21 protein-coding genes are annotated in these 25444 nt (G+C 34.7%); 15 read left to right on the forward strand and 6 right to left on the reverse strand.

Translation table 11 applies throughout. From position 1 onward, the window contains the following. Nucleotides 1–24 precede the first annotated feature (24 nt). Nucleotides 25–882 carry an EamA family transporter gene (locus H8R22_RS11660; RefSeq protein ID WP_187010566.1) on the forward strand — a complete coding sequence of 286 codons (858 nt, stop codon included), beginning with the start codon at nt 25–27 and terminating at the stop codon, nt 880–882. Nucleotides 883–1323: 441 nt separating this feature from the next. Beyond that, nucleotides 1324–3396 carry a hypothetical protein gene (locus H8R22_RS11665; protein ID WP_187010567.1) on the forward strand — a complete coding sequence of 691 codons (2073 nt, stop codon included), beginning with the start codon at nt 1324–1326 and terminating at the stop codon, nt 3394–3396. A gap of 78 nt (nt 3397–3474) precedes the next feature. Here H8R22_RS11665 and H8R22_RS11670 read toward each other — a convergent pair whose 3' ends face one another. Next, a complete protein-coding gene (locus H8R22_RS11670; protein WP_187010568.1) occupies nt 3475–5535 on the reverse strand; it encodes a S9 family peptidase in 2061 nt (686 codons plus the stop codon). Nucleotides 5536–5674: 139 nt separating this feature from the next. Between H8R22_RS11670 and H8R22_RS11675 the strand changes: the two genes are divergently transcribed. Continuing rightward, a complete protein-coding gene (locus H8R22_RS11675) occupies nt 5675–5995 on the forward strand; it encodes a YbaB/EbfC family nucleoid-associated protein (RefSeq protein WP_187010569.1) in 321 nt (106 codons plus the stop codon). An 82-nt stretch (nt 5996–6077) separates the two neighbouring features. Here H8R22_RS11675 and H8R22_RS11680 read toward each other — a convergent pair whose 3' ends face one another. Then, the gene (locus H8R22_RS11680) at nt 6078–7097 is read right to left on the reverse strand and encodes a threonine aldolase family protein (protein WP_187010570.1); all 1020 of its coding nucleotides are present in this window, start codon (nt 7095–7097) and stop codon (nt 6078–6080) included. Between the two features lie 78 nt (nt 7098–7175). Here H8R22_RS11680 and prfB point away from each other — a divergent pair. The 9 genes from prfB to H8R22_RS11725 all read left to right on the forward strand — a co-directional run bounded on the left by prfB (nt 7176) and on the right by H8R22_RS11725 (nt 16956). Further along, nucleotides 7176–8274, forward strand: a protein-coding gene (gene prfB / locus H8R22_RS11685; RefSeq protein ID WP_187010571.1) for a peptide chain release factor 2 whose coding sequence is annotated in 2 segments (ribosomal slippage) — nt 7176–7238 and nt 7240–8274 — 1098 coding nt in all. Because the reading frame shifts where the segments join, the coding sequence is not laid out codon by codon here. Between the two features lie 96 nt (nt 8275–8370). Next, a complete protein-coding gene (locus H8R22_RS11690) occupies nt 8371–9075 on the forward strand; it encodes an energy transducer TonB (RefSeq protein WP_187010572.1) in 705 nt (234 codons plus the stop codon). A gap of 356 nt (nt 9076–9431) precedes the next feature. Then, complete coding sequence (lpxD, locus tag H8R22_RS11695) at nt 9432–10430, forward strand: UDP-3-O-(3-hydroxymyristoyl)glucosamine N-acyltransferase (protein ID WP_187010573.1); 999 nt, start codon at nt 9432–9434, stop codon at nt 10428–10430. A 154-nt stretch (nt 10431–10584) separates the two neighbouring features. Beyond that, nucleotides 10585–12213 carry an acyl-CoA carboxylase subunit beta gene (locus H8R22_RS11700; RefSeq protein WP_187010574.1) on the forward strand — a complete coding sequence of 543 codons (1629 nt, stop codon included), beginning with the start codon at nt 10585–10587 and terminating at the stop codon, nt 12211–12213. A gap of 231 nt (nt 12214–12444) precedes the next feature. Further along, a complete protein-coding gene (locus H8R22_RS11705) occupies nt 12445–12957 on the forward strand; it encodes a hypothetical protein (RefSeq protein WP_187010575.1) in 513 nt (170 codons plus the stop codon). Nucleotides 12958–13177: 220 nt separating this feature from the next. Next, nucleotides 13178–13720 carry a cysteine hydrolase family protein gene (locus H8R22_RS11710; protein ID WP_187010576.1) on the forward strand — a complete coding sequence of 181 codons (543 nt, stop codon included), beginning with the start codon at nt 13178–13180 and terminating at the stop codon, nt 13718–13720. A 255-nt stretch (nt 13721–13975) separates the two neighbouring features. Then, a complete protein-coding gene (locus H8R22_RS11715) occupies nt 13976–14704 on the forward strand; it encodes a YoaK family protein (protein ID WP_187010577.1) in 729 nt (242 codons plus the stop codon). Between the two features lie 145 nt (nt 14705–14849). Next, on the forward strand, nt 14850–15365 hold the full coding sequence (locus H8R22_RS11720; RefSeq protein ID WP_187010578.1) for a GNAT family N-acetyltransferase: 516 nt from the start codon (nt 14850–14852) through the stop codon (nt 15363–15365). A gap of 1 nt (nt 15366) precedes the next feature. Next, nucleotides 15367–16956: a S41 family peptidase gene (locus H8R22_RS11725; RefSeq protein WP_187010579.1), complete on the forward strand. Its 1590-nt coding sequence runs from the start codon at nt 15367–15369 to the stop codon at nt 16954–16956. Between the two features lie 87 nt (nt 16957–17043). Here the strand turns inward: H8R22_RS11725 and H8R22_RS11730 are convergent, their stop codons facing one another. Beyond that, the gene (locus H8R22_RS11730; RefSeq protein WP_187010580.1) at nt 17044–18090 is read right to left on the reverse strand and encodes an AMP-binding protein; all 1047 of its coding nucleotides are present in this window, start codon (nt 18088–18090) and stop codon (nt 17044–17046) included. 20 nt (nt 18091–18110) lie between these two features. Next, nucleotides 18111–19040 carry a CPBP family intramembrane glutamic endopeptidase gene (locus H8R22_RS11735; protein ID WP_187010581.1) on the reverse strand — a complete coding sequence of 310 codons (930 nt, stop codon included), beginning with the start codon at nt 19038–19040 and terminating at the stop codon, nt 18111–18113. Nucleotides 19041–19137: 97 nt separating this feature from the next. On the opposite strand from H8R22_RS11735, the gene arsC reads away from it, so the two are divergent. Together arsC and H8R22_RS11745 are read left to right on the forward strand one after the other, a co-directional pair. After that, complete coding sequence (arsC, locus tag H8R22_RS11740) at nt 19138–19488, forward strand: arsenate reductase (glutaredoxin) (RefSeq protein ID WP_187010582.1); 351 nt, start codon at nt 19138–19140, stop codon at nt 19486–19488. An 89-nt stretch (nt 19489–19577) separates the two neighbouring features. Next, on the forward strand, nt 19578–22037 hold the full coding sequence (locus H8R22_RS11745) for an outer membrane beta-barrel family protein (protein ID WP_187010583.1): 2460 nt from the start codon (nt 19578–19580) through the stop codon (nt 22035–22037). A gap of 104 nt (nt 22038–22141) precedes the next feature. Here the strand turns inward: H8R22_RS11745 and H8R22_RS11750 are convergent, their stop codons facing one another. Then, on the reverse strand, nt 22142–22312 hold the full coding sequence (locus H8R22_RS11750; protein WP_187010584.1) for a hypothetical protein: 171 nt from the start codon (nt 22310–22312) through the stop codon (nt 22142–22144). 242 nt (nt 22313–22554) lie between these two features. Between H8R22_RS11750 and fumC the strand changes: the two genes are divergently transcribed. After that, a complete protein-coding gene (gene fumC, locus H8R22_RS11755) occupies nt 22555–23940 on the forward strand; it encodes a class II fumarate hydratase (RefSeq protein ID WP_187010585.1) in 1386 nt (461 codons plus the stop codon). A 67-nt stretch (nt 23941–24007) separates the two neighbouring features. Here fumC and H8R22_RS11760 read toward each other — a convergent pair whose 3' ends face one another. After that, on the reverse strand, nt 24008–25210 hold the full coding sequence (locus H8R22_RS11760; RefSeq protein ID WP_187010586.1) for an NAD(P)-dependent oxidoreductase: 1203 nt from the start codon (nt 25208–25210) through the stop codon (nt 24008–24010). Nucleotides 25211–25444 lie beyond the last annotated feature (234 nt).

Genomic DNA, 25444 nt, shown 5'->3' on the forward strand with positions numbered 1-25444 from the left:
AATGTAGAATATAAATAAAACAATATGTTATTCCTTATTTTAAGTATTTTAAGTAGTGTGATCGTAGGTGTTATTTTTAAGATAAGTCGCAAATACACTATCAATACCGCGCAAATTGTAGCCTGGAATTACGCTTTTGCAATATCATTATGCTATTTTATTTTTAAGCCTACTATCACTGATATAGATGCAACTGCACCATGGAGTATCTATGTACCGCTTGGAATTTTACTTCCCTCTATATTCCTGTTTTTAGCTGCATCTATAAAGTATATGGGAATTGTAAAAACAGATGCTGCGCAGCGGTTATCACTTTTTATTCCCATTCTTGCCGCTTGGCTGCTATTTAATGAGGAATTTAACACCTTAAAAGTAATTGCATTTGTAATTGCACTTCCGGCCTTATTGCTTATTCTTAGTAAGAAGGCAGAGAACAAGAACAACAAATGGGTCTATCCAATGGTTGTTTTAATTGGTTTTGGCACAATTGATATATTGTTTAAGCAAATTGCTTTAGCTACCAGCTTGCCCTTTACTTCTTCTCTATTTATTGTTTTTGGGATTTCGCTGTTCATCATGATCGCAATTGTGATATACGAACTGATTATCAAAAAAATAAAAATAGCTCCTATCAACTTGGTTTTAGGTGCATTAGTAGGTGTTTTTAACTTTAGTAATATTTTATTTTATCTTAAAGCACACCAAGCTTTTGCTAAAAATCCGTCGACTGTCTTTGCAGCCATGAATATGGGGGTTATCATTATAGGAAGCTTGGTGGGGATTTTAATATTTAAAGAAAAACTAAATACAAAAAACTACGTCGGTCTAGTTTTTGCGCTAGCGGCCATCGTTTTAATTACCATTTCTCAAATGACTATCTAAAGAAAAAAGATTTGCATTAGTTTCATTTAATAGTGTAAATTCACTTTTAGTAATCTATCCGACCGTTAAGCATACGTTAGAAATAACTATCTAATTATACTATGCGGTTTTTTATATAGTTTTAAAAAGAGATATGTTTTTTATACGAATACAAGTTCATTATCTTTGCCTTCGTTTTAAGAATTAAATGGTGCTTAAGAGGCAAATTATAAGCTCTTTTACAGATGCTATTTCACAGAATCAAAAAGAATATTCGTACTTGTTTAACGCTTAAAATTAATACAGGCAGTAAACAGCAGTCTAATTATTAAAGACAAATAAACAAAAATATTGAGTGATTTTTAATGCTAATAAGTGCTTCCAATAAAAGAAGTTTTTTACAATTAAAAGTACTCGAACTAGATTAAAATCGTTCAAAGGAACACTTAAATAAAATACCTTATGACAAACAATATTCTAATTGAAAATCAATACAATAGAACAAGTTTATTTGAAAAAGAGAATGTAAATTATTTAGTACGCATCCTAAAAAGATTCAACACCGTACCAAAAATAAACAATATCAACATAATCACTTCTACTAGTGAACCTACGGTTTTTAAAATCGTACCTAATAAATCGATTATTATTGGTGCTGCTTTTTTGGACCAACCTATCTTAGCGTTAGTTTACTTACGCTATGGAATCGAATGGCAATTATGGTATAAAGCCCTAAATAACGATAAAAAAGATATCGCTTTGTGTGATATTACCGCCTTAGAAGTAATTAAAATTTTTTATAATTTACTTCCTAAAGATGATAAAGAAAAATTAGAAAATCTGGATTCTGTTTTAATAAATTTGATTAAAGACAATTCGGATTCAGCTGCAGAAACATTATCAAAACATGAAGAACTACAGTCTTTTCATGGACTTAAAACTTCGGATGCTGTAATTGACGCATCATGGAAAGCAATAGTTGATAATTTAGCTAAACCAACCGAATATTTATTAATGGCCGGAGGTGACCTTAGATTAAATATTGACGAAATTCATTTGTTGAATAAATATGGTTGCAGACCATTCCCTAGACCTGAAGCCTTTACTTTTGCATCCTCTACTGCTTCTAGCGTTTCTAATTTTGCCTTTGACAAGACAGATAAAGTACGAAGTATCTTGATTAGAAATAGCTTAAAAAACGGCTTTAAGAAAACGACAACTGAATTTTCTGAGTTATTAAAAAGTAGTCTTCGAAAAATTTTTAAACTTAATGAAGAATGTGAAATCATATTTTCACCTTCTGGAACTGACTCTTCCCTTCAGATTGCGGCCATAACACAAACCATCTGTCAAAAAGAAATTACACATATCTTAGTAGCCTCGGATGAAACAGGAAGCGGAGTAGCCGCAGCATTGCGTGGATGTCACTTTGAAAATACTACAGCTTTAAATTATCCAATTAAAAAAGGAGAACGTATCGAAGGATTTAGAGATGTCAATTTAATCGAAATTCCGTTTAGAGATGAAAACGGCGCTTTAAAATCGACTAGTCAATTAGATGAAGAAGTATTTGCCGCTGTTACCAAAACAAAAGAGGAAGGCAGACAGGTTGTATTACACACCATGGATCAATCAAAATTAGGCTATCAATCTCCAAGCGATGACTTAATCAAAAAACTGAACAAAATTGAAAATCTATCCATGCAAATTATCGTAGATGGTTCGCAATTGAGGTTAGATCCAAAAGACATTCAGTATTATTTAAATAAAGGGTACATCGTGACGGTTACGGGTAGCAAGTTTTTTACGGGCCCTCCTTATGCTGGTGCTTTGATTTTACCTAAAAATGTAACAAAGCTGATTCATTCTGCTACAAATCCCTTACCTAAAGGACTAACTCAATATTACAATAATTCAGACTGGCCTGCCTCTTGGTTTTGTTCTACCAAATTGTCTGATGGATATAATTATGGGTCATACATGCGATGGAATGCGGCAATAGTCGAAATGGATCGCTACTACAAAACGCCTATTTTGTACCGTAACATGGGTATCGAGATGTTTTGTAACTTTGTTGAAGAATCGATACATGAAGCTAGTTTTTTAGAACCTATTTATGGTGACGAAACTAAAATGAAGAGTTACAATAGTAAGGAATTTGGAATTAGAAACATTCGTACCATATTCCCTTTCTTTATTCTTCTAAAAAACGAACCGCTGTCTGTTGACAAGGTAAAAAAACTGTACAGCTTATTGAATTCTGATTTATCAGAACAGTTTGAAGATGCATCTCTAGAGATTATTAGATTAGCTGCTCAAAAATGTCATATTGGTCAAGCAGTAAATGTTAAGTACACAAATGATATTGAAAGCGCTATTTTAAGAATTAGTTTGGGTTCAAGAGTCATTTCTGAGAGTTGGGTAAATAGAGACATCAGCCTATTCTTCAGAAATATAGAATTACAAATGAGTCAAATAACTATTACTATTAAAAAGATCGAATTGATCTTAAACAATCCACAGTTGCTGGATTAAGCAATTCCTAGTCTTATAAAACTCAAAAATCCCATTTGCTTAAGCAAATGGGATTTTTTTATTCCTAATAAAGCGTAATTATTTTGTAATCGATTCTAAGTCGAACAAGAAAGTGAATTCTTTTGCCAATTCCTTAAGCGCTTCAAATCGCCCAGATGCTCCACCATGTCCAGCATCCATATTCGTATCTAAATATAAAACAGTATCATTTGTCTTCATGGTACGTAGCTTAGCAACCCATTTAGCAGGCTCCCAATATTGCACCTGTGAATCATGCAATCCTGTTGAAACATACATATTAGGGTAGTTTTGCTCTTTTACATTATCATAAGGGGAGTATGATCGCATGTAGTTGTAATACTTCTTTTTATTTGGATTTCCCCATTCGTCATATTCTCCTGTCGTAAGCGGGATGGTATCATCTAACATCGTTGTCATCACATCTACAAAAGGGACTTGTGCAATAATTCCATTATACAATTCAGGCGCTTCGTTCGCAAGTACTCCCATTAATAGTCCTCCTGCAGAGCCACCTTCTGCGTACAAATGCGCTGACGAAGTATATTTATGCATAATAACATATTTCGAGCAATCTATAAAGTCAGTAAATGTATTCTTCTTCTTAAGTAGCTTGCCATCATCATACCATTGTCGGCCTAAATCTTCTCCACCTCGAATATGAGCAATAGCATAAATAAAACCTCTATCTAAAAGCGATAATCTAGTAGTCGAAAAATATGCATCCATAGAGTGGCCGTAAGAGCCGTATGCGTAAAGCAACAACGGGTTTTCACCATTCTTTTCCATGTCTTTTCGGTAAACCATAGAAATCGGAACTTTTGTACCATCTTGAGTCGTAGCCCAAACACGTTCCTCGATATAATTATTTTTATCAAACTTTCCTCCCAGAACCTCTTGCTCTTTTAAAACGACCTTCTCTTTAGTCTTCATATTAAAATCAATAACCGACGAAGGTGTCGCCATAGATTGATACCCATAACGAAGAATGTCCGTATCAAAATCAACATTAGTAGACGTATATGCTGTGTAGGTTTGGCTTTCAAAAGGCAGGAAGTACTCCCCTTCTCCACTCCAAGGCATAATGCGTATTCTGTTCAAGCCATTAGTTCGCTCAGAAACGACTAAATAATCCTTAAAAATATCAATATCTTCTAGTAAAACATCTTCCCTATGCATAATAACCTCTTCCCAATTTTCCATGGTAGTAGCTATTTCAGGCGTTTTCATCAATTTAAAATTGGTGGCCTCATCCTTATTTGTTACAATGTAAAAACTGTCTCCGTAATGGGATATGCTGTATTCATGTCCTCTCTTACGTTTCTGAAATACCTTAAATTTCCCTTCAGGAATATCTGCAGGTAAAGTTCGAAATTCTGTTGTTAAGGTACTTGAAGAGCTTATTAAAATATATTTTCTTGATTTTTCTTTTCCAACACCTACATTAAAAGTATCGTCTTTTTCAAAATAAACTAGCTCATCAGTAGCAGTCTCTGTTCCTACTTTGTGTTTAAAAACTTTATCAGAACGTAACGTTTTTTCGTCCTGTCTCGTATAGAAAATAGTTGAGTTGTCATTTGCCCAAGTAGAATTACCAGTAGCATTCTCAATCGTATCCTTTAATATTTCACCCGTAAAGAGGTTTTTAACATGTAGGGTGTAAATACGTCGACCTACTAAATCAAGCGCATAAGTAGCATATTGATTGTCAATACTTATACTTAAACCACTTAATTTAAAATACTTGTGCCCTTCGGCTAATGCGTTACAGTCAAACATAATCTCTTCTGCTGCATCGAGACTACCTTTTTTTCGAGAATAAATAGGATACCCTTTACCTGTTTCAAATCTAGTGATGTAATAATAACCATTGTATAGGTAAGGAACAGACTCATCATCTTCCTTAATTCTGCCTTTCATCTCTTCAAACAATTCTTTTTGAAAACCAGTTTGACTTGCGGTCATGTCTTGGTAATATTGATTTTCTTTGTTCAAATAATCAATTACTTCAGGATTTTCTCTGTCATTTAACCAAAAATAATTATCAATTCTCGTATCGTCAAATTTTTCAAAAGTGGTTGGTATAATTGTAGCAACGGGCGGCTGTATCTTTTCTATCATTTTTTGGACTTTCGTATTTGTGTAAGCTGCTGCAAAAATAACACAAACAAGGTTTAGATTCCCCCTTTTATGAATATTTTACATTGCTTATTGCCCTAAAAACAGTAATTTCGTATTCAATAACTTAAAAAGAACAAAAATGGATTTAATGGGAATGATGGGTAAGTTAAAAGAGACCCAAAATAAAATTGAAGAGACAAAAAAGCGCTTAGATACTGTTCTCGTTGATGAGCAAAGTACAGATGGATTACTAAAAGTAACCTTAACTGCAAATAGAAAAGTGAAATCAATCACCATTGCAGACGAACTTTTAGAAGACAAAGAGCAACTAGAAGACTATATGATTTTAGTACTTAATAAAGCAATCGAAAAAGCAACGAAAGTCAACGAAGCTGAACTTGATGCTGTGGCTAAAATGGATATGCCAATGATTCCAGGAATGGATAATTTATTTAAATAGACAGGATAAAACCTATCGTTTAAAACAAAAAAAATGAGTTACTACAATTGATTTGTAACTCATTTTTTTATTTACTTTTCTCTTAAAACTTAGAAAGCGTTTCCAATACGTAAGTATGCATCACCTCTCTATAATCAAGATGGGTAACAATACGTAACTTGCCCTGTCCCATCGAACTTATCGAAATATTTTTCTGTTTCAACTTTTCGATTAAAACCTTTTCGTCATAAGAAGGGGCTAGTGTAAAAATAAGTATGTTCGTTTCTACTGGTTCTACTTTAGCAACCCAACTTTTAGAGCTTAGCATCGCTCCTAATTCCTTAGCTCTGCGGTGATCTTCTGCAAGTCTTTCGATATTATTATTCAAAGCATAAATTCCGGCTGCAGCCAAATAACCAACCTGACGCATACCACCACCAAATATTTTTCGGATGCGAAGCGCACGATGAATCGTTGCCTTATCTCCTAATAAAACCGAACCGATAGGAGCTCCCAAACCTTTAGACAAGCAAACCGATATCGTATCAAATATTTTTCCAAATGCTTTTGGGTCTTGCCTTTTGGCAACTAATGCATTCCATATACGTGCTCCATCAAGATGAAATTTCAAATTATTAGCTACGCAAACTTTTTTAATTTCTCTTAGATCTTCTAATTCGTAACAAGCACCACCTCCTTTATTAGTCGTATTTTCGACACACACCAAACTCGTTAGCGGGTTATGGTAAAACTCAGGATCGTTAATCGCGCCTGCTACCTGATCAGCTGTTATCATACCGCGCTTCCCATCTAGCAAACTAAAAGAAACACCACTATTAAACGATGCTCCTCCACCTTCATACAAATACACATGCGCATATTTGTCGGCTATAATTTGTTCTCCTGGTTGGGTATGTAATTTCAAGGCTGTTTGGTTTGCCATCGTTCCTGAAGGAAAAAACAAAGCGGCTTCCATCCCAAACATAGTCGCTAAACTCGACTCTAATTCAATAACAGTGGGATCTTGTTTGTATACATCATCACCCACTTGGGCGTTAAACATATACTGTAACATTTCGTATGAGGGCTTAGTAACCGTATCGCTAACTAAATTTATTTCCATATGTTTTATTTAAATGAACAACTCTAAGTTGGTCTGACGTAAAAAATTTCTATTTTTGCCTACAAAATTACATAATTTATGACAACTACCGAACAAATTAAAGGTATTGTAGAGCGCCTTGGTGCGTTGAGGAGGTATCTTTGACGTTGATGCCAAACTGATTGAAATTTCTAACGAAGAAGAAAAGACTTTTGCTCCTGATTTTTGGAATAACGCCAAAGAAGCAGAACTAATTGTAAAGAATCTTAGAAATAAAAAAAAATGGATCGAGGACTACAATAAAGCCATCGAACTTACGGATGAGTTGCAACTTGCTTATGAGTTTTATAAGGAGGGTGAACTCACTGCTGAGGAACTTGATGAGCAACATCTAGCTACTGAAAATCATCTTGAAGCCATTGAGTTCAAAAACATGCTTTCTGACGAAGGAGACACCTTAAGTGCCGTTTTGCAGATCACTGCTGGTGCTGGTGGAACAGAAAGTTGTGACTGGGCCTCCATGCTTATGCGTATGTACATGATGTGGGGTGAAAAATATGGCTATAAAATCAAAGAATTGAACTATCAAGGTGGGGAGGTTGCCGGTATTAAAACCGTTACACTCGAATTTGAAGGCGATTATTCTTTTGGTTATCTAAAAGGTGAAAATGGTGTGCATCGATTGGTGCGTATTTCCCCTTTTGATAGTAATGCTAAGCGACATACTTCATTTGCATCTGTTTATGTATATCCTTTAGTGGATGATAGTATTGAAATAGAAATCAATCCTGCCGATATCGAAATTACAACCTCACGTTCTAGTGGAGCGGGTGGACAAAACGTGAACAAGGTCGAGACTAAGGTACAATTGTACCATAAACCTACAGGAATTCAAATTCAATGTTCAGAGACGCGTTCTCAGCAAGACAATAGACAACGCGCCATGCAAATGCTTCGTTCTCAGTTGTACGAAATCGAATTAAAGAAAAAGCAAGAACAACGCGCCGATATTGAAGCCGGCAAAATGAAAATCGAATGGGGTTCCCAAATTAGGAACTACGTTATGCAACCCTACAAACTGGTGAAAGATGTTCGAACCGGACATGAAACTAGCAATGTAGACGGCGTAATGGATGGCCAAATCGATGACTTTTTAAAAGCCTACTTAATGATGATGGGACAAAAAGAAGAGGAGTAATATTATCCTAAAGTTAAATTTAAGTCTTACCGAAAATTTTCAATTTTCTGTAAGACTTTTTTTAATACATTTGCTGAAAAATCAAGTATCCTACTCATGAAAAAATCAATTTTATTTTTCTTCTTGCTGATTTCAATTACTTTCTACAGCCAAGAAAAAGTCTACTTTACCGAGGATTTCAAAGAATTACCTTCGGCAGAAAATGCAGTATATTATAGCACATACGAAGAAGTTGAAAAGGGAACGCAAAGAACAACCTACTTCCTTGATGGTACCAAACGAAACAGTGATTTGTTTTCAAACTACCGCAAGAAAATGAAGGATGGTCCATCGATTGAGTGGCATAAAAACGGAAGTAAAGCTCGAGAAGTACAATACGTTAAAAACAAGATTGAAGGAGTTACAACTTCGTATTATGAGAATGGCATTATAAAACGAAAAGAGAATTTTAAAAATGGAGATTTTGTTAATGGCAAGTGCTTTGACGAGAGCGGAAACGAAATTGCCTTTTTTCCGTATCGTAAAGAAGCTCAATTTCCTGGCGGACCTAAAGAATTCTATACTTATATTGCTAAAAATTTTCGCCAACCTAACAGCAGCCAAGGAGAAATAATCATTGGTTTTAACGTAGAATTAGACGGTAGTTTGAATCACTTTGAAATTATAAAAAGCATTAACAAAGAGATGGATTTGGCAGCTATAAAAGTTTTGGCAAATGGGCCAAAATGGGTTCCTGCTCAAATTGATGGCAAGGACACGGTTCAAAAATTAAAAATTCCAATTACCGTAAAATACAATTAAACTTAACCATTGGTAATTATCTAAACTTTATCACAAAACGGTAGCTTTACAGTTGTTTTAACTTGCGAATGCGATTTGAATAAAACAACTTTTTCATTACTAAAATAAATTAATCTCTACAACCGACAGAACATAGTTCATGTCGGTTTTTTTGTCCCCAGTTTCGCATTGTAACAAGAACTTCATACTATTAAACTTGAAGCATCAGCTATGTAAATTCGCAATTTATTCACAATACATCAATCTAAACTCTATTTTTAGTTAATCTTCCATTCCCTATTCATAAAGCATTTGGAATTTCACTAACTATTTACTTTATTTGAATTCGAATTTAACTATTTAGCAACTTACCACTTATGAAATCGTATTCAGTCCAAGAAATAAATGAAGTCCTTAAGGGAGAAGTTATAGGATCAACATCACACTTAGTTACTGCTCCTGAGCAATTAGAAGCAGCATCCGAAACAGAAATTTCATTTATTGGAAATAAAAAATACGAAAAAATATGGGCCAACTCTAAGGCATGTGTTGCCGTCGTAAATGAGGACATCGCCATACAACCTGGAGAAAATAGAGCTTTTATCAAAGTAAAAAATGCCGACTTAGCCATGTCACAAGTGCTGGAATTATTTGCACATCCTATGCCTGCATTTTCGGTAGATATCCATCCTTCGGCAGTAGTAGATAATACGGCTACAATTGGTACTGGTGCTAAAATAGGTGCAGGTTGCTACATTGGTCCCGATGTAAAAATTGGTGCTAACGCCATTATATACCCAAATGTCACGATTCTTGATGCCTCTACTATAGGTACTAACACTGTTATATGGTCGGGTAGCGTTGTTAGAGAGCGTTGTCATATTGGGAATGATTGTATTATTCATCCTAATGCGACTATTGGCGCAGACGGCTTTGGTTTCAGACCTTGTCCACAACGAGGATTAGTTAAGATTCCGCAAATAGGTAATGTAATTATAGGCAACGGAGTCGAAATAGGGGCTAATTCTTGTGTCGATAGAGGAAAATTCAGTTCAACCGTTCTTGGTGATGGTTGTAAAATTGACAATTTAGTACAAATAGGACATAATAGTAAACTAGGTCGTTTTTGTATTATGGCAGGACACAGTGGTTTAGCTGGATCCGTAACTTTAGGCGATGGTGTCATCATTGGCGGAAGCGCTTCTATTAAGGACCATACTACTTTGGGTAGCGGAGCTATAATTGGTGCAGGATCAGGTGTTGTTAGCGACGTTCCTGCAGGTAAAACCGTTTTAGGTTATCCAGCAGTAGAAGCTAGAGATGCTTTAAAACAATGGGCTATACTAAAAAGACTTGTTAACGAATCTAAGAAGTAAACGCATAGATTTTATCATATTCATAAAAAAACAGAAGTTCGCTTCTGTTTTTTTATGTTTAAAGCGAAAATTTTTTAGAATCGACTCTAAATAATAAAATTTATTTCGATTGATTTTGTAATTTAGCACCAACTATTTATAACCCTATTACAAGATGGATTTAAACTTCAACAAAAACGAAGATCACAATAAACTTTTATTATCGCAATTTAAGCACAACCTTTCGAAAGTAAAATTAGGTGGTGGTGAAAAACGCATCGAAAAATTGCATGCTGAGGGAAAAATGACTGCTAGAGAGCGTATCGATTATTTGTTAGACCCAAAAGCAAAAGCAATAGAAATTGGTGCTTTCGTAGGCGAAGGAATGTACAAGGAACACGGTGGCTGCCCATCAGGTGGTGTCGTGGTTAAAATAGGATTTATTAGAGGAAAACAATGTGTCGTGGTTGCTAATGATGCTACTGTAAAAGCGGGTGCTTGGTTTCCTATAACTGCCAAGAAAAACTTGCGCGCACAGGAAATTGCAATGGAAAACCGCTTACCTATCATTTACTTAGTAGATAGTGCAGGGGTTTATTTACCAATGCAAGATGAAATTTTTCCTGATAAGGAACACTTCGGACGTATTTTTAGAAATAATGCTCAAATGAGTAGCATGGGAATCACCCAAATTTCAGCAATCATGGGTAGTTGTGTTGCTGGTGGAGCTTATTTACCTATCATGAGTGACGAAGCTATTATCGTAGAAGGTACAGGAAGTATTTTCCTTGCGGGAAGCTATTTGGTAAAAGCTGCTATTGGCGAAACCATCGATAATGAAACTCTTGGTGGAGCAACGACACACTGCGAAATCTCAGGCGTTACTGATTACAAAGCCAAAGACGACAAAGACGCTCTTGACAAAATAAAAAATATCGTAGATAAAATTGGGGATTATAACACCGCTGGTTTTAGTCGTGTGAAAGCCGAAAAACCAGCTTTAGACGAAAAAGAATTATACGGAATCCTTCCGAAAGCCCGTAACGAGCAATACGACATGATGGATATCATCAATCGTTTGGTAGATAACTCGGAGTTTGAAGCTTATAAAGACGGTTACGGACAAACAATAATTACAGGTTATGCACGCATCGACGGTTGGGCAGTAGGAATTGTTGCCAACCAACGAAAAGTAGTAAAAACCAAGAAAGGCGAAATGCAATTTGGAGGTGTTATCTACTCTGATAGTGCTGACAAAGCAACACGTTTTATCGCTAATTGCAACCAAAAGAAAATTCCTTTAGTCTTTGTTCAAGATGTTACTGGTTTTATGGTAGGATCTAAATCAGAGCAAGGCGGCATCATTAAGGATGGTGCCAAAATGGTGAATGCCGTCAGTAATTCTGTGGTGCCTAAATTCACGGTTATCGTGGGTAACTCCTACGGTGCAGGAAATTATGCGATGTGTGGTAAAGCATACGATCCTCGTTTAATTTTTGCTTGGCCAAGTGCCGAACTTGCTGTAATGGGCGGAACACAAGCCGCCAAAGTATTAGCACAAATCGAAGCCTCATCATTAAAGAAAAGTGGTGAAGTAGTAGACGAAGCTAAGGAAGCTGCTCTTTTCGCTAAGATCAAGGCCCGTTATGACGAACAAGTTTCACCATATTACGCTGCCTCTCGCCTTTGGACAGATGCCATTATCGATCCACTCGATACCCGTACTTGGATTTCTATGGGAATCGAAGCGGCTAACCACGCGCCTATCGAAAAACAATTTAACCTAGGAGTGATTCAGGTTTAATACACTATTATTCTTTTTTAGGAGCAACACACTATTTTTCAGTTCAGCAACTCTCCCGCTATACGCTGTATTCCCGCCAAAAAAAGGCGGGAGATGCCGCTGCTATCGGGGCTAAATGACAGCAGTCTAAATTTTCACAATAATTTCTGACAAATAAAGAAAAGTGATGTATATTTGGTGGTAGATGGATGTTAACAGAGATTTTCACTCACCACAACCTAAAAAATGACTATGGATATTAAAACTTTTTGGAACATCATACTTAAAGGAATTGGATTATGGCTATTATTGAATTGCCTATACATATTTCCTCAAATAGCAGTAACATTATTCACAAGTCAATTCATCAAAGGTTGGAATACAGCGATTCCTGAATTAGTCTTTGGAATAATTGCTCTCTTTGCGTACGTTCTAATTGCCTGCTTGTTCTTATTCAAAACTTCTTCGCTACTTTCTAAGCTTGGATTAGAAAAACATTTTACCGAAAACAGAATTGACACAACAGTTTCTAAAAATACTGTTTTAAAAATTATAGTAATTCTAATTGGTGGAACAACTTTTATTGATAGTTTTCCTAACCTAATCAGAGAAATTTTTCAGTTTATTCAACAGAAAGAACTTATTGGAAATTATCCGAATTTAGCTTGGCTAATTTTTCATTTTATTAAAACTCTAATTGGGTATCTATTGATGACGAATAGCAAAGTGCTAGTTAAATTTATAGATAAACAAAAAGTAAAATAGCTGGTTGTCAATATTTTGAGTTAGCTGGGATTCAATGGAATTACCGTTTCACATCAAGTTTTCGTTAATCCGAAAATTAAGAGATTACGATTTTCCAAATCATCTTAAGAGAATAACATTAATTAAACGATTGATAAACCAAGCTACTAAATAATATAAAAACTACTCGCATACTATTTAAATGGTCATATTTCCTTACCTTTCATTTAAAAATAAAATCATGAGCAAAGCATTAATTATCATAGACATTCAAAACGATTATTTCGAAAACGGAGCCATGGAATTAGTGGGTGCATTAGAAGCTAGTGAAAAAGCAAAACAGGTATTATCAAATTTCAGAGAAAATAACTTACCTATTATTCACATTCAGCATTTGGCATCAGCTAGCGGTACTTTCTTCTTACCCAATACATCTGGTCAAGAAATTCACAAAAATGTGACGCCTTTAACAGGAGAAAAACTGATCATAAAAAATTACCCCAACAGTTTTAGAGAAACAGAATTGCTAGACTATTTAAAATCGGAGAATATTAGTGAACTAGTACTTGTAGGTATGATGACACACATGTGCATTGACGCCACGGTAAGAGCAGCAAAAGATTTTGATTTTGAATGCACACTGATTAGCGATGCTACTGCAACTAGAGATTTGGAAATAAATGGTAAAAAAGTAAAAGCAGACGATGTGCAAAATGCATTCTTGGCAGGACTAAGTTCGTTCTATGCTACAGTAAAGACTACGGAGGAATACCTTTTAAAATAAACCGTAAAAAGTTCTAAAATAATTGAAGTTTTTGAAGGCAAATGATAGTAGTTAGTAAGTACAAATCAAAACCATATTACAAGTAAAAAGCTCAAATAATGAATAAGCAATTATTTAAAAGATGATGTTTCCATTCTTACCATCGTATTTCTTACTACCTTCATTGCGACAGAAAATAACAAACCATTCGAAATTGATTTAACTACTACGCTATAAGTAGCATTGATGGTTAACCGATTTTAAAAACAAAATCTCATGTTCAAACATCAAGGCAAGAGTAGAACTAAAAAGCACAACCTACGAATTGCCACTATTTTATCATTTGTTGCCGGAATTGTTAATGTGACGGGGTTTTTATCCTTCAAGCAATTAACTACTAATGTAACCGGACATTTTGCACTTTTTATAAATGATGTAATGAATTTCGAATTTTGGAAAGGAACCATTTACTTTCTTTTTATTTTCTCTTTTCTATTAGGCTCTTTTATTTCTAGTTTTATTATTGAGACTTTTAGAAAAAAAGAAAAACAAAACCTCTTTGTTATAACAACTGTAATCGAAGCTTTAATTTTAATTGGGATAGCACTGATAAGTAATCTAATCGAAATTACCTATCCTAATAGTATTATCTGTTTACTTCTTTTTGCTATGGGTATGCAAAATTCATTTGTGACACAAATTTCAAACGCCGTAGTGAGAACAACCCATCTTACGGGCCTTTTTACCGATCTAGGAATTGATATTTCTCAGTTATTTTTTGAAAATACTTTTTCTCAAAGAGAGAAACTAAAAGACAATATCAAACTTAGAATTGCTATCATTACTTTCTTTTTTGCAGGTGGATTGATAGGAGGAATTTTATACACTACGTCCAATATAAAGTTAAATACGTTGATTATCGCAGGTGCTATCTTATTGATTAGTTTGTATTACGACAGTTTTAGATATCGATTGCTAACTGCAAAAAGGAGAAGTACTTCTTAATTCAAATAAAAACATATATTTGATTTCAAATTTATAGACTGTTTTTAGCACTTTATATTTTACTTTTCATACTATTTTAAGAAAACCGTAAGCCTGGAATATAAAAAATAATCCTAAGCTCTATAAAATAATCCACTAAAAACCTATGCAACAACAATTTAGAAAAGCCACAACAAGCGAAATTCCTCAAATATGGGTCATTCTTCAGCAAGCAATCGCTCGTAGAAAAGCAGATGGAAGCAACCAATGGCAAGATGGTTATCCTAATCCAGAAGTGATCCTAAATGATATTACTAAAAATGCTGGATATGTGTTGCTCGAAGATGAGGATATCGTAGGTTATGTTGCACTCCTAATTAACGACGAACCGGAATATGCGAATATTGAAGGACAATGGTTGACCAACAATGATTTTGTTGTTTTTCACAGAGTTGCGATAGCCGAGAATCAATTAGGGAAAGGATTAGCTAAAAAACTACTCTACTACATAGAAGAATTTGCTTTAGCTAATGAAATTTACAGTATCAAAGCTGATACTAATTTTGATAACCAAGCCATGATTACTATTTTTGAAAAATTAGGTTATGCCTATTGTGGACAAGTCTATTTTAGAGGAAGTGCTCGTAGAGCCTATGAAAAAATACTTACCAAAAATGTATAGCATGAAAAAAATACTACTCATAACATTTGCAGCGATACTTTTCATCGAATGTTCATCAGTTAAAAAAGAAAACGCACAATTGGACACGCTTATTTCAGTGGAAGAAATGAAGCAAGATGTCGATTATACTTATAGAAAACTTCAGCAATTACATCCTAATTTACATGGCTATATCGATAAATCTGCTTTAGATTACAAATTCGATAGCCTCAAAACTACGATTACTAGTCCGCTTAAACCTCTTGGCTTTTACAAAAAACTAAGTCCGTTGGTAGCAGCAGTGCGTCAAGGTCATTCGTTTATATATACTCCAACCAAACAATTGACTAAAAAAGAAGCTAAACTATTAGAAAAAAAAGGTGTTGGTCCTATTTCGCAATTTGATTTGGATGTCATAGACGATAAACTCTATGTAATTAAAAATAAATCACACGATCCGTCGATTCAAGCAGGAACGGAAATCGTTAGTATGAATACCATCAAACCTTCTGAATTAATTACAGAATACGACAAGTACTTTTCCTCAGATGGCTTTAACACCACTTATAAAAGCGCTATGGCAAGCAGAAAAATGGCTTCCTACTTCACTTCTGAAAAAGGAATTATGGACAGTATTCAATACCGGTTTAAGTTTAAGGATAGCATAAAAGACATTACCATATTTAGAAAAGTTTCCGAAAAGCCTAAAAAAGACAGTCTTAAAGAAAAAGTTCCACAAGTAAAACAAATTTTAACACAAGCTCAGAAAGAAGCTGCAAAAGCATTAAGAAGAAAAAAACGAATTAACGGCTACAACAAAGAGGCTCAAAACTTCACCCGTAACTTTAATTTCGCAACAAAAGACAGTAGTGTGGCTTACATGAAAATTAGAGGTTTTAAAAACAAAAGTTATAACAAATTTTACAAAGAGAGTTTCGAGCAATTACAAGCTAGTAAAGCGAAAACACTCATTCTAGATCTCCGCTCTAATGGTGGTGGACGACTAGCTGAAATTGCAGAATTGTATTCGTACTTAGCCGACTCAAGTTTTGTTTTCTTAGACAAGTCTGAAGTGGTTTCAAGAGCTAGTTTAGTACGAGGTAGCTATTTTGAAAGCGGTTCACTACCTGAAAAGATCATCAAAATAATTTTTGCACCACTTGCCTACACCTACGCTTTATTTGAAGTACGTAAAGAGGAGGATGGGAAATATTATACCCAATGGTATACTAAGGTACAGCAACTAAAAGCAACCGCATTTACGGGGAAACTCTATGTACTTATCAATGGAGGGAGCTTCTCTGCTTCCAGTATTATCTCTTCTAATTTAAAAGGATCTGGACGAGCGACTTTTGTAGGTCAAGAAACAGGTGGTGCTTATAACGGAACTGTTGCCGGATTTATGCCTGAAATTAAATTGCCTAATTCTAAATTAAAGGTAAGAATAGGCGTCATGAATGTCGTTCCTTATTACAAAACAACCATTTTGGGACACGGTATTTATCCAGATCATGAAGTCACGCCAACACTTCAAGATAAAATTGAAGGTAAAGATCCAGAAGTTCAGTGGATTATTAATGATTTGAAAAGTGCGACTTTATTAAAGAACTAATTGGTTGATAACAATACTTAAGCAAAACAAAAAAGCATCATGACACTACTATCATGATGCTTTTTTGTTAAACTAAAGATTGTGCAATTATAAACTCTCTAGCATTTCTCTTCTTTTAATTTTGCCATTATCCGTTTCTATAAATTTCGAAATATAATAAACTTCTTTTGGTTTTTGGTACTTATCTAAGCCATCGTAAATATGTTCAGATAAAGCTGTTTTTTCACCCTCGATTACTAGTACTAGCTTTTCGCCAAAGTCGGCATCAGGAATTCCTCCAACAAAGAAGCGAGCGGGAATATGTGCTGATAATTGTTCTTCTATTTGTTCCGGAATTAGTTTTATGCCACCACTATTCACCACATTATCAATACGTCCCAAGAACACAAATTGATGATCATTTATCAATTCGACCAAATCATTAGTAACAATATGTTCGTCAGTAATTTTTGGTGCATCGATCACCAAACAGTTGTTTTCATTTTGAGAAATCACAATATTTGGTAAAATAGAAAATGCTTTTTCTCCTATCTTTTTAGCTGCAATATGAGTAATCGTCTCGGTCATACCATAGGTTTCGTATACCACTGTTGGCACCTTAAGTAAACTTTTTTCGAGTGTTTTACTCATCTTAGCACCACCAACAATCATTTTTTTTACATATCTCAGCCCTTGTAATGAATTCTGAGCTTGCAAAGGCACCATGGCTATGAAGTCATATACTTTTGTGTTTTTGGCTAAGGGATGAGTACTAGGCGGAACAAAATCGATTTCTAACCCTAGAATAAAACTTCTAATCAACATCATTTTTCCTGCAATGTATCGCGTAGGTAAGCAATATAACGCTTTATCTCCCGGACTTAAATCAAAAAAATCACCTGTTGCTAGAGCAGAATTCACCATATTTTGCTTATTCATCCTAATTAGCTTAGGCAGTCCGGTCGTCCCAGAAGTTTGTAGGTCAATATAAGTATTTTGGTCAAACCAGTCCAATAAAAAATCACCAATGGATTTCTCAAACACATCCCCTTCCTTAATTAAGGCATAGGATAAACTACATAAATCTTGTTTATTTAAATGATTCCCATTTAGTTTAAAACGATTGTGAACATTCTGATAAGTTACGTTTTCCATTGTTCGTTAGATATTACCTTTTATTGATTTGCGTGCGGTTTGATTTTCCCTGTTAGTTTTTCCTTCCATTCTGTCCAATGGTATTTCTTACTAAAGATATACAAAAGAATCGGGTACACCACCACTAAAGGCAGGATAACATCAACACCTGCTTCCGGCTCTGAAATATCCTTTAAAATAGAATGAGTTTGAAAAACAGTCCAATCAGAAGTGACCAATAACGCACCAATTAAATTGTTGGCAGCATGAAATCCTAACGCTAATTCAAGTCCGTCATCCATGAGTGTTAGTATTCCTAGAAACAAACCTGTTCCTACGTAATAAACTAACAAGATATTACCCATTTTTGTCACTTCAGGATTAAAAAAATGCATTCCTCCAAAAATTAAAGAGGTCATTAATAAGGGAAACCATTTGTTACGAGATAAATTACCAAAACCTTGCATTAAGTAGCCTCTAAAAACATACTCTTCAGTGGTTGTTTGAATAGGAATAAGTAATGTACCAATCGCAAGTAATATGAAGAAGGGAACGGGTTTAAAATTGACTACAAAGTCCTGAGGTGTAATAAAAAAATACAAGGCTGTAGATAAAACAGTAAATATACTCCAGATTATATAGGAATAAAAAACGCGAGACCAATCAATTTTTTTCCTAGCGGTAGTTACTGATAACATGGTTTGCTTATGCAGATATTTAACTACTAAAAACACACCGTACAAAGCAAATACAAACGATATTAGGAGTAAAAACAACGTTAAGTTAGGCTCAAAAAATCGCATCATAGTATCATTACCAGTTGGAAACGCACGACCCGAAGTGGCAGATTCATAAGCTATCGCAATAATCAATGGCGTTTGTCCTATTGCTGATGCAAAAAAGATTAGCACTGAACCCATCAAATATTTCCCAAAAAAATTCCCTTTAGTTATTCCTTGTTCTATAAACATCTGTTATAATTTAAATATTATACTTTATTTAAAGCTTCAACCGTTATTTTTGTAGTCTGATAGTGCCTCCTTTATATAAATCTTCTAAATAATAAATATGACTCCTATACAAATATACCACAATCCTCGATGCGGAAAGTCAAGAAATTGTTTGACTTTTTTAGAAACTAATGCTGTTGAGTATGAAATAGTAAAATATCTTGAAACTCCTCCTTCCTATGAGGAACTCTCTTTACTGCTTCAAAAACTAGCGTTAGCACCGCTGGATTTGGTCAGGAAAAAGGAAAAAATATGGATCGATAATTACAAAAACAGGTCATTAACGGATCAAGAGGTTATAAATGCCATGATTTCTAATCCTATTTTAATAGAAAGACCCATAGTGATAAAGGGAGATAAAGCCATCATAGGCAGAGACTTAAGCCAGGTTTCTGAATTCCTAAAATAGTTGTTTTTTATTTTTAACAATTATTTATGAATTGTAGATTAAACTAAATTGACCTTTTGGCGTCTTATCCTTAAAAAAACATAAAACCAATGCAAAATTTTTTAAAGTATCTTTTAACCCTTAGTTTATTTTTTAGTTTCGCTACTACCTTTGCGCAGGATGCAGCACCACAAAAAGAAAGAATAAAAATTACTGGAATTGTTATCGAGAAAACAACAAAGCAACCTTTAGAGTATGCCACAGTAACTTTCATTAATAGTAAAAACCCAAAAATGATTGCTGGTGGGATAACCAGTCCAAAAGGAGAATTTAATATTGACGTGATTCCTGGAACATATAATATTAAAATCGAATTTATTTCTTTTAAATCAATCGATTTAAACCAACGCAGTTTGACAGAAAACACCAATTTAGGTACGTTTAGTCTTGTAGAGGATGCAGCACAATTGAACGAAGTAATTATTCGTGCCGAAAAATCTACTGTAGAGATTAAACTAGACAAAAAAGTCTACAACGTAGGACAAGACATGCTTGTAAAAGGAGGAACAGTAAGTGATGTACTAGAAAATGTACCCTCTGTTTCTGTAGATGTCGAAGGAAACGTAAGTTTAAGAGGAAGCGATAACGTTCGTATCTTCATTGACGGTCGTCCATCTAACGCCTTGAATATGGCCGAAGCTTTGCGCCAAATTCCTGCAGATGCAATTGATAAAGTAGAAGTAATCACAAATCCATCTGCTCGTTATGACGCAGAAGGTGGAGCTGGTATCTTAAATATCATACTTAAAAAAGGAAAAAATCTAGGTTTAAATGGAACATTTATCGCCTCGACAGGATATCCTGAGACTTATGGTTTAAGTGGAAACTTAAACTATAAAACCGAGAAAATGAATTACTTTACCACTACCGGTTACAACTATAGAAATAATCAAGGTGCTGGTAAAACAAATTCACAGTATTTTGCTACTGATGGTTCAACAACTGGATTTATAGATGAAACCCGCGATACAGAAAGATTAAGAAAAGGAATCAGTACTAAAACTGGTTTTGAATGGTCTATTACTCCAAACACCTTTTGGACTAACTCCGTTAGTTACAGAGACAATAATGGTAGTACAGAGGATATAGTTAATTTCAATAATTTTGATGTTAACAGAAATTTTACCGACTCTAGCGTTCGTTCAAATATTGGTTCAACAAGTGGTAATAGCCTTGAATTCGCATCTAATTATTTGAAAAATTTTGACAACAAAGGTCATAAATTAACTTTAGATGGTCTTTACAGTAGAGATAATGACGATGACAGCTCTACGATCACTGGAATCAATGATACATTCCCTGATAGAAATACATTTGGTGGAACTGCAAATATCAGTGTACAAAAGCAATTTCAAATTCAAGCCGATTACGTTTTACCTATTGGTGAATCAAGCCAATTTGAGGCAGGATACAAAGGAAACTTTAACGAACTAACTAAAGACTTTAGTTTCCCTGGAACAACGGTAGGAAGTATTAGCCCTGATGTATTACAGTACAATGAGAAAATCAATGCGATTTATACACAGTACGGTTTTAAAGTAAATAAATTATCTTACCTATTTGGTTTAAGATGGGAAGATACCAATATTGACATCAATTTACTTAATGCAAATAATTTCAATAATAAAAAGTATAATAATTTTTTCCCAAGTGCTTTTATCAATTATGAGATATCAGACAAGAGCGGTGCTTCTTTAAGCTATAGTAAACGTTTATCTAGACCTAGAGGAAGATTCTTAGATCCAACTCCAAATATCTCTAGTAATATCAATATATTTCAAGGAAACCCAGATTTGGATCCTTCTTTGACTGATAAATTTGACATTGGATACATCAATCGTTGGGACAAAGTAACTTTCAATACTTCGATGTACTTTGAAAACACTAAAAATGTATTCTCATTTGTACGTTACGAAAACGGAGATTTTGTAGGTACTACGCCCGTAATTTTAAGTACACCGATCAACATTGGTAAAGAACAAAAATTTGGACTTGAATTTACTGTAAATTACAGCCCAACTAAAAACTGGAAAATCAACAGTAGCTTCAACTTATTCAATGCTACAACTACAGGAGATTTTAGTTACATAAACTCAAACAATGTAGAGATTACTCAAAATTTAGATAACCAAGCAACAAACTGGTTTACAAGAGTGAATTCAAGATTAACGTTACCTTACAAAGTTGACTGGCAGTTAAGCGGAACGTATAGCGGTCCTAGTAGAACAGCTCAAGGAAGAAGCTTAGGAGTTTATGGTATCAATACTTCACTTAGTAAAGATGTCTTAAAAGACAAAGGAACAATTGCATTTAACATTAGTGATATCTTTAACTCAAGAAAAATGAGATCAGAAGTTAACTTACCAAGTGTTAGTTCATCAAGTGAAATGCAATGGAGAAGAAGACAATTTAATTTATCGTTTACTTACCGTATCAACAAAAAGAAAACAGATAGAGATAAAAATGCACCAACAAATAGAGAAGAAGATGGTGGCGGTTTTCCAGGATAATATTTAAAAAAGGACTCATGAAAATGAGTCCTTTTTTTATTTAACTTTAGGCTATAAAAAAAAGGACTCGCATACACGGGTCCTTTTTTTATGCACAAATCAATTTACATTGATTGTTCTGCTTTCTTTTTAGCTTTTTTCTCTTTATAAGCTTCCCAAGTTGCTCCACCTACCCAATAGGATACGAAACTAACTAGAAAAAACATTAACCAGAATCCTATAGTAAGGATAGTTAAAAAAAGTAAAAAGCCTAAATACTGTGAAAATTCAAACATGTTTTCCGGAATTTTGAATGTAGCCACAAATATAAGCGTAATATTTTTTTATAGCAATAAAAAACCAATCCAATTTTTGTAAAATACTATTTATCCGTATTTTTGAGAATAACTTGGAGCTTTATCCAGCTATCCATTACAATCCACGCAAAAAAGCGTGGGATTTCCATTGCTATCTGGGCTAGGGCATTCCAAATCCTTCAACCGTATTTTATAAATCATAATTTTAAATCCATCACAAAATGAAATTCAGAATAGAAAAAGATACCATGGGTGAAGTTCAAGTTCCTGCCGATAAATATTGGGGAGCACAAACCGAAAGATCCCGCAATAATTTTAAAATAGGTCCTGCTGCCTCTATGCCACACGAAATAATTGAAGGTTTTGCCTATTTAAAAAAAGCAGCTGCTTACACCAACTGTGATTCTGGTATTTTATCCATCGAAAAGCGGGACGCTATAGCAACCGTATGCGATGAGATACTAAATGGCGAATTAAAGGACCAATTCCCTCTCGTGATCTGGCAAACCGGTTCAGGGACGCAAAGCAATATGAATGTTAATGAAGTTATAGCGAATCGTGCACAAGTAATTCAAGGATTTGCAATAGGAGAAGGAGAACCAGTTATTAAGGCTAATGACGATGTCAACAAGTCTCAATCCTCTAATGACACCTTCCCTACCGCCATGCACATCGCGGCTTGTAAGATGATTGTAGAGCTTACAATTCCAGCTCTTGAAAATCTTAGAAATACATTAGCGACAAAAGCAACCGAATTCATCAATGTGGTAAAAATAGGTCGCACACATCTTATGGATGCTACTCCTATTACGCTTGGACAAGAACTGTCAGGTTATGTAGCTCAAATAAGTTATGGTATCAAAGCGTTACAAAATACTTTACCTCATTTATCTGAAATCGCACTGGGCGGCACAGCAGTAGGGACAGGACTCAATACACCTCCGGGTTACGACGTAAATGTAGCAACATATATCGCACAGTTTACAGGTTACCCTTTTGTTACTGCAGCTAATAAATTTGAAGCACTTGCTGCTCACGACGCCATCGTAGAATCCCATGGTGCCTTAAAACAAATTGCTGTTTCTCTTAACAAAATAGCAAATGACATTCGGATGCTTGCCTCAGGACCAAGGTCTGGAATAGGAGAAATACATATTCCTGAAAACGAACCTGGATCATCTATCATGCCCGGAAAAGTAAACCCAACGCAATGTGAAGCACTTACAATGGTTTGTGCACAGGTAATAGGAAATGATGCTGCAATTACTGTTGCAGGAATGCAAGGTCAATATGAACTTAATGTTTTTAAACCCGTGATGGCTGCAAATTTTTTACAATCAGCAAGATTGCTAGGTGATGCTTGTACCTCTTTTGATATACATTGTGCGCAAGGAATAGAACCAAATTACAAACGAATTGAGGAATTAGTCTCTAACTCTCTAATGTTAGTAACCGCTTTGAATCCAAAAATTGGCTATTACAAAGCAGCCGAAATAGCGCAAACAGCGCATAAAAATGGAACCACTTTGAAAGAAGAAGCAGTACGACTAGGGTTTGTATCTGCTGAAGACTTTGATGCTTGGGTAAAACCAGAAGAAATGGTTTAAAAAATAAGGACTTGTAAATAAGTAATTTAAAATTGCATATTATCTATTTACAAGTCCTACTTGTTATTTATTTACCATCAACATAGTCTTGTAAATGACTAAAACGAGGGGTAAGCTTTCCTTTCTCTGTCATTTTAGCACGTGCTAAAACTCCATCTTTATCACTGTTGAAAAAGGCAGGAATAACATGTTGTAAAAACATAGTACCAAAACCTTCGCTAGCATCTTTAGGTATTTCACATGGTAAATTATCTACCGCCATAACCACTATAGCTGCCGGATGAAAAACATCTACCTCTTTATGTTCTGACGCTAAATAGCCATAGTTAGGATTTTCAATAGTAGAAGCACGTAAAGTGCAAGCAATTGGTCCATTAATATCGCAAGAAACATCTCCAACCACTTTAATCTTACAATCTTTACTTTGCAGCATTTCCTTGGTAAGAATAGCAGGCGCTTCATTAGCATGAAAATGCCCTGTAATCACAATTTCTGACACCTTAGTAAAACGCTCAAAATCACCTACGTAAGCAGCGGGATTCATATAAAAGTCCTTACAATTAATCACCTGACCATCAATTCGTTTGTTGTAATCCATTACATCTATTTGTGCATAGACTGCTTGAGCGTAGTTTTTGGTTAAATAATTATCAACGGTAACTTGTTTTACTTTTATAGCGTCTAAAATTTCTTTTATTCCGCCACCAACTTTGCCCGTTCCGGTGATGACAAATTTAATAGGTGGTAAAGTAATTCTTTTAAGTTGTCTAATTAAGTCCTCTTTACCAGACAATGTCTCCGCTTTTGGTAGTTTAAACAGTTCGAACTTTAAGCCAAAGGCACGAATGCTATTGTACGCACCCACTATTCCAGCATATCTACCGAAACCAATTAATCTCCTGTTATTAGCATCGACGATGGTTTCATGATCGTACAAATCAATATTCTTTTCTAAAATAGCTTTGAGTAATTTTTGATTATAGGGCTGTTTCTTAATAGTATGAGAAAAAAAGAAATAACTTTTGTTAGCTATTAAACTGTCGATAGGAACTTCTTTTACACCGAATAAAACATCACAGTCCTCCAAATTTTCCGAAACCTCAAAACCTGCTGCCTTGTATTGATCATCAGTAAAAATTCTAATATCTGAACTTTCAACCTTGATAACTGCGGTAGGATATGTTTGTTGTAATTGTACCAGAGCATCAGGAGAAAAAACAACTCTTCTATCTGGCGGACTCTTTCTTTCTTTTAAAATTCCGAACTTCATAATTTTGTACTACTTAAAAATAAATTAATATAACCAAACGCGGCTTAATTGTTATAAATATAACAATTAGGATTGATTTAAACACTTTTTTCTCTTTAAAAGTTAATGTAGAGATTATTAAAGACTGAACTCCAAAACAATACAAAAGCATTTAGGAAACCTGGTAAAATACTGTTAACATTAATTAAAATATTTAACAAAAGAGATTGATTCTATATATTTGCCAATCTAGCA

The organism is Flavobacterium kayseriense, from assembly GCF_014305095.1.
GTDB classification, from domain to species: Bacteria; Bacteroidota; Bacteroidia; order Flavobacteriales; family Flavobacteriaceae; genus Flavobacterium; species Flavobacterium kayseriense.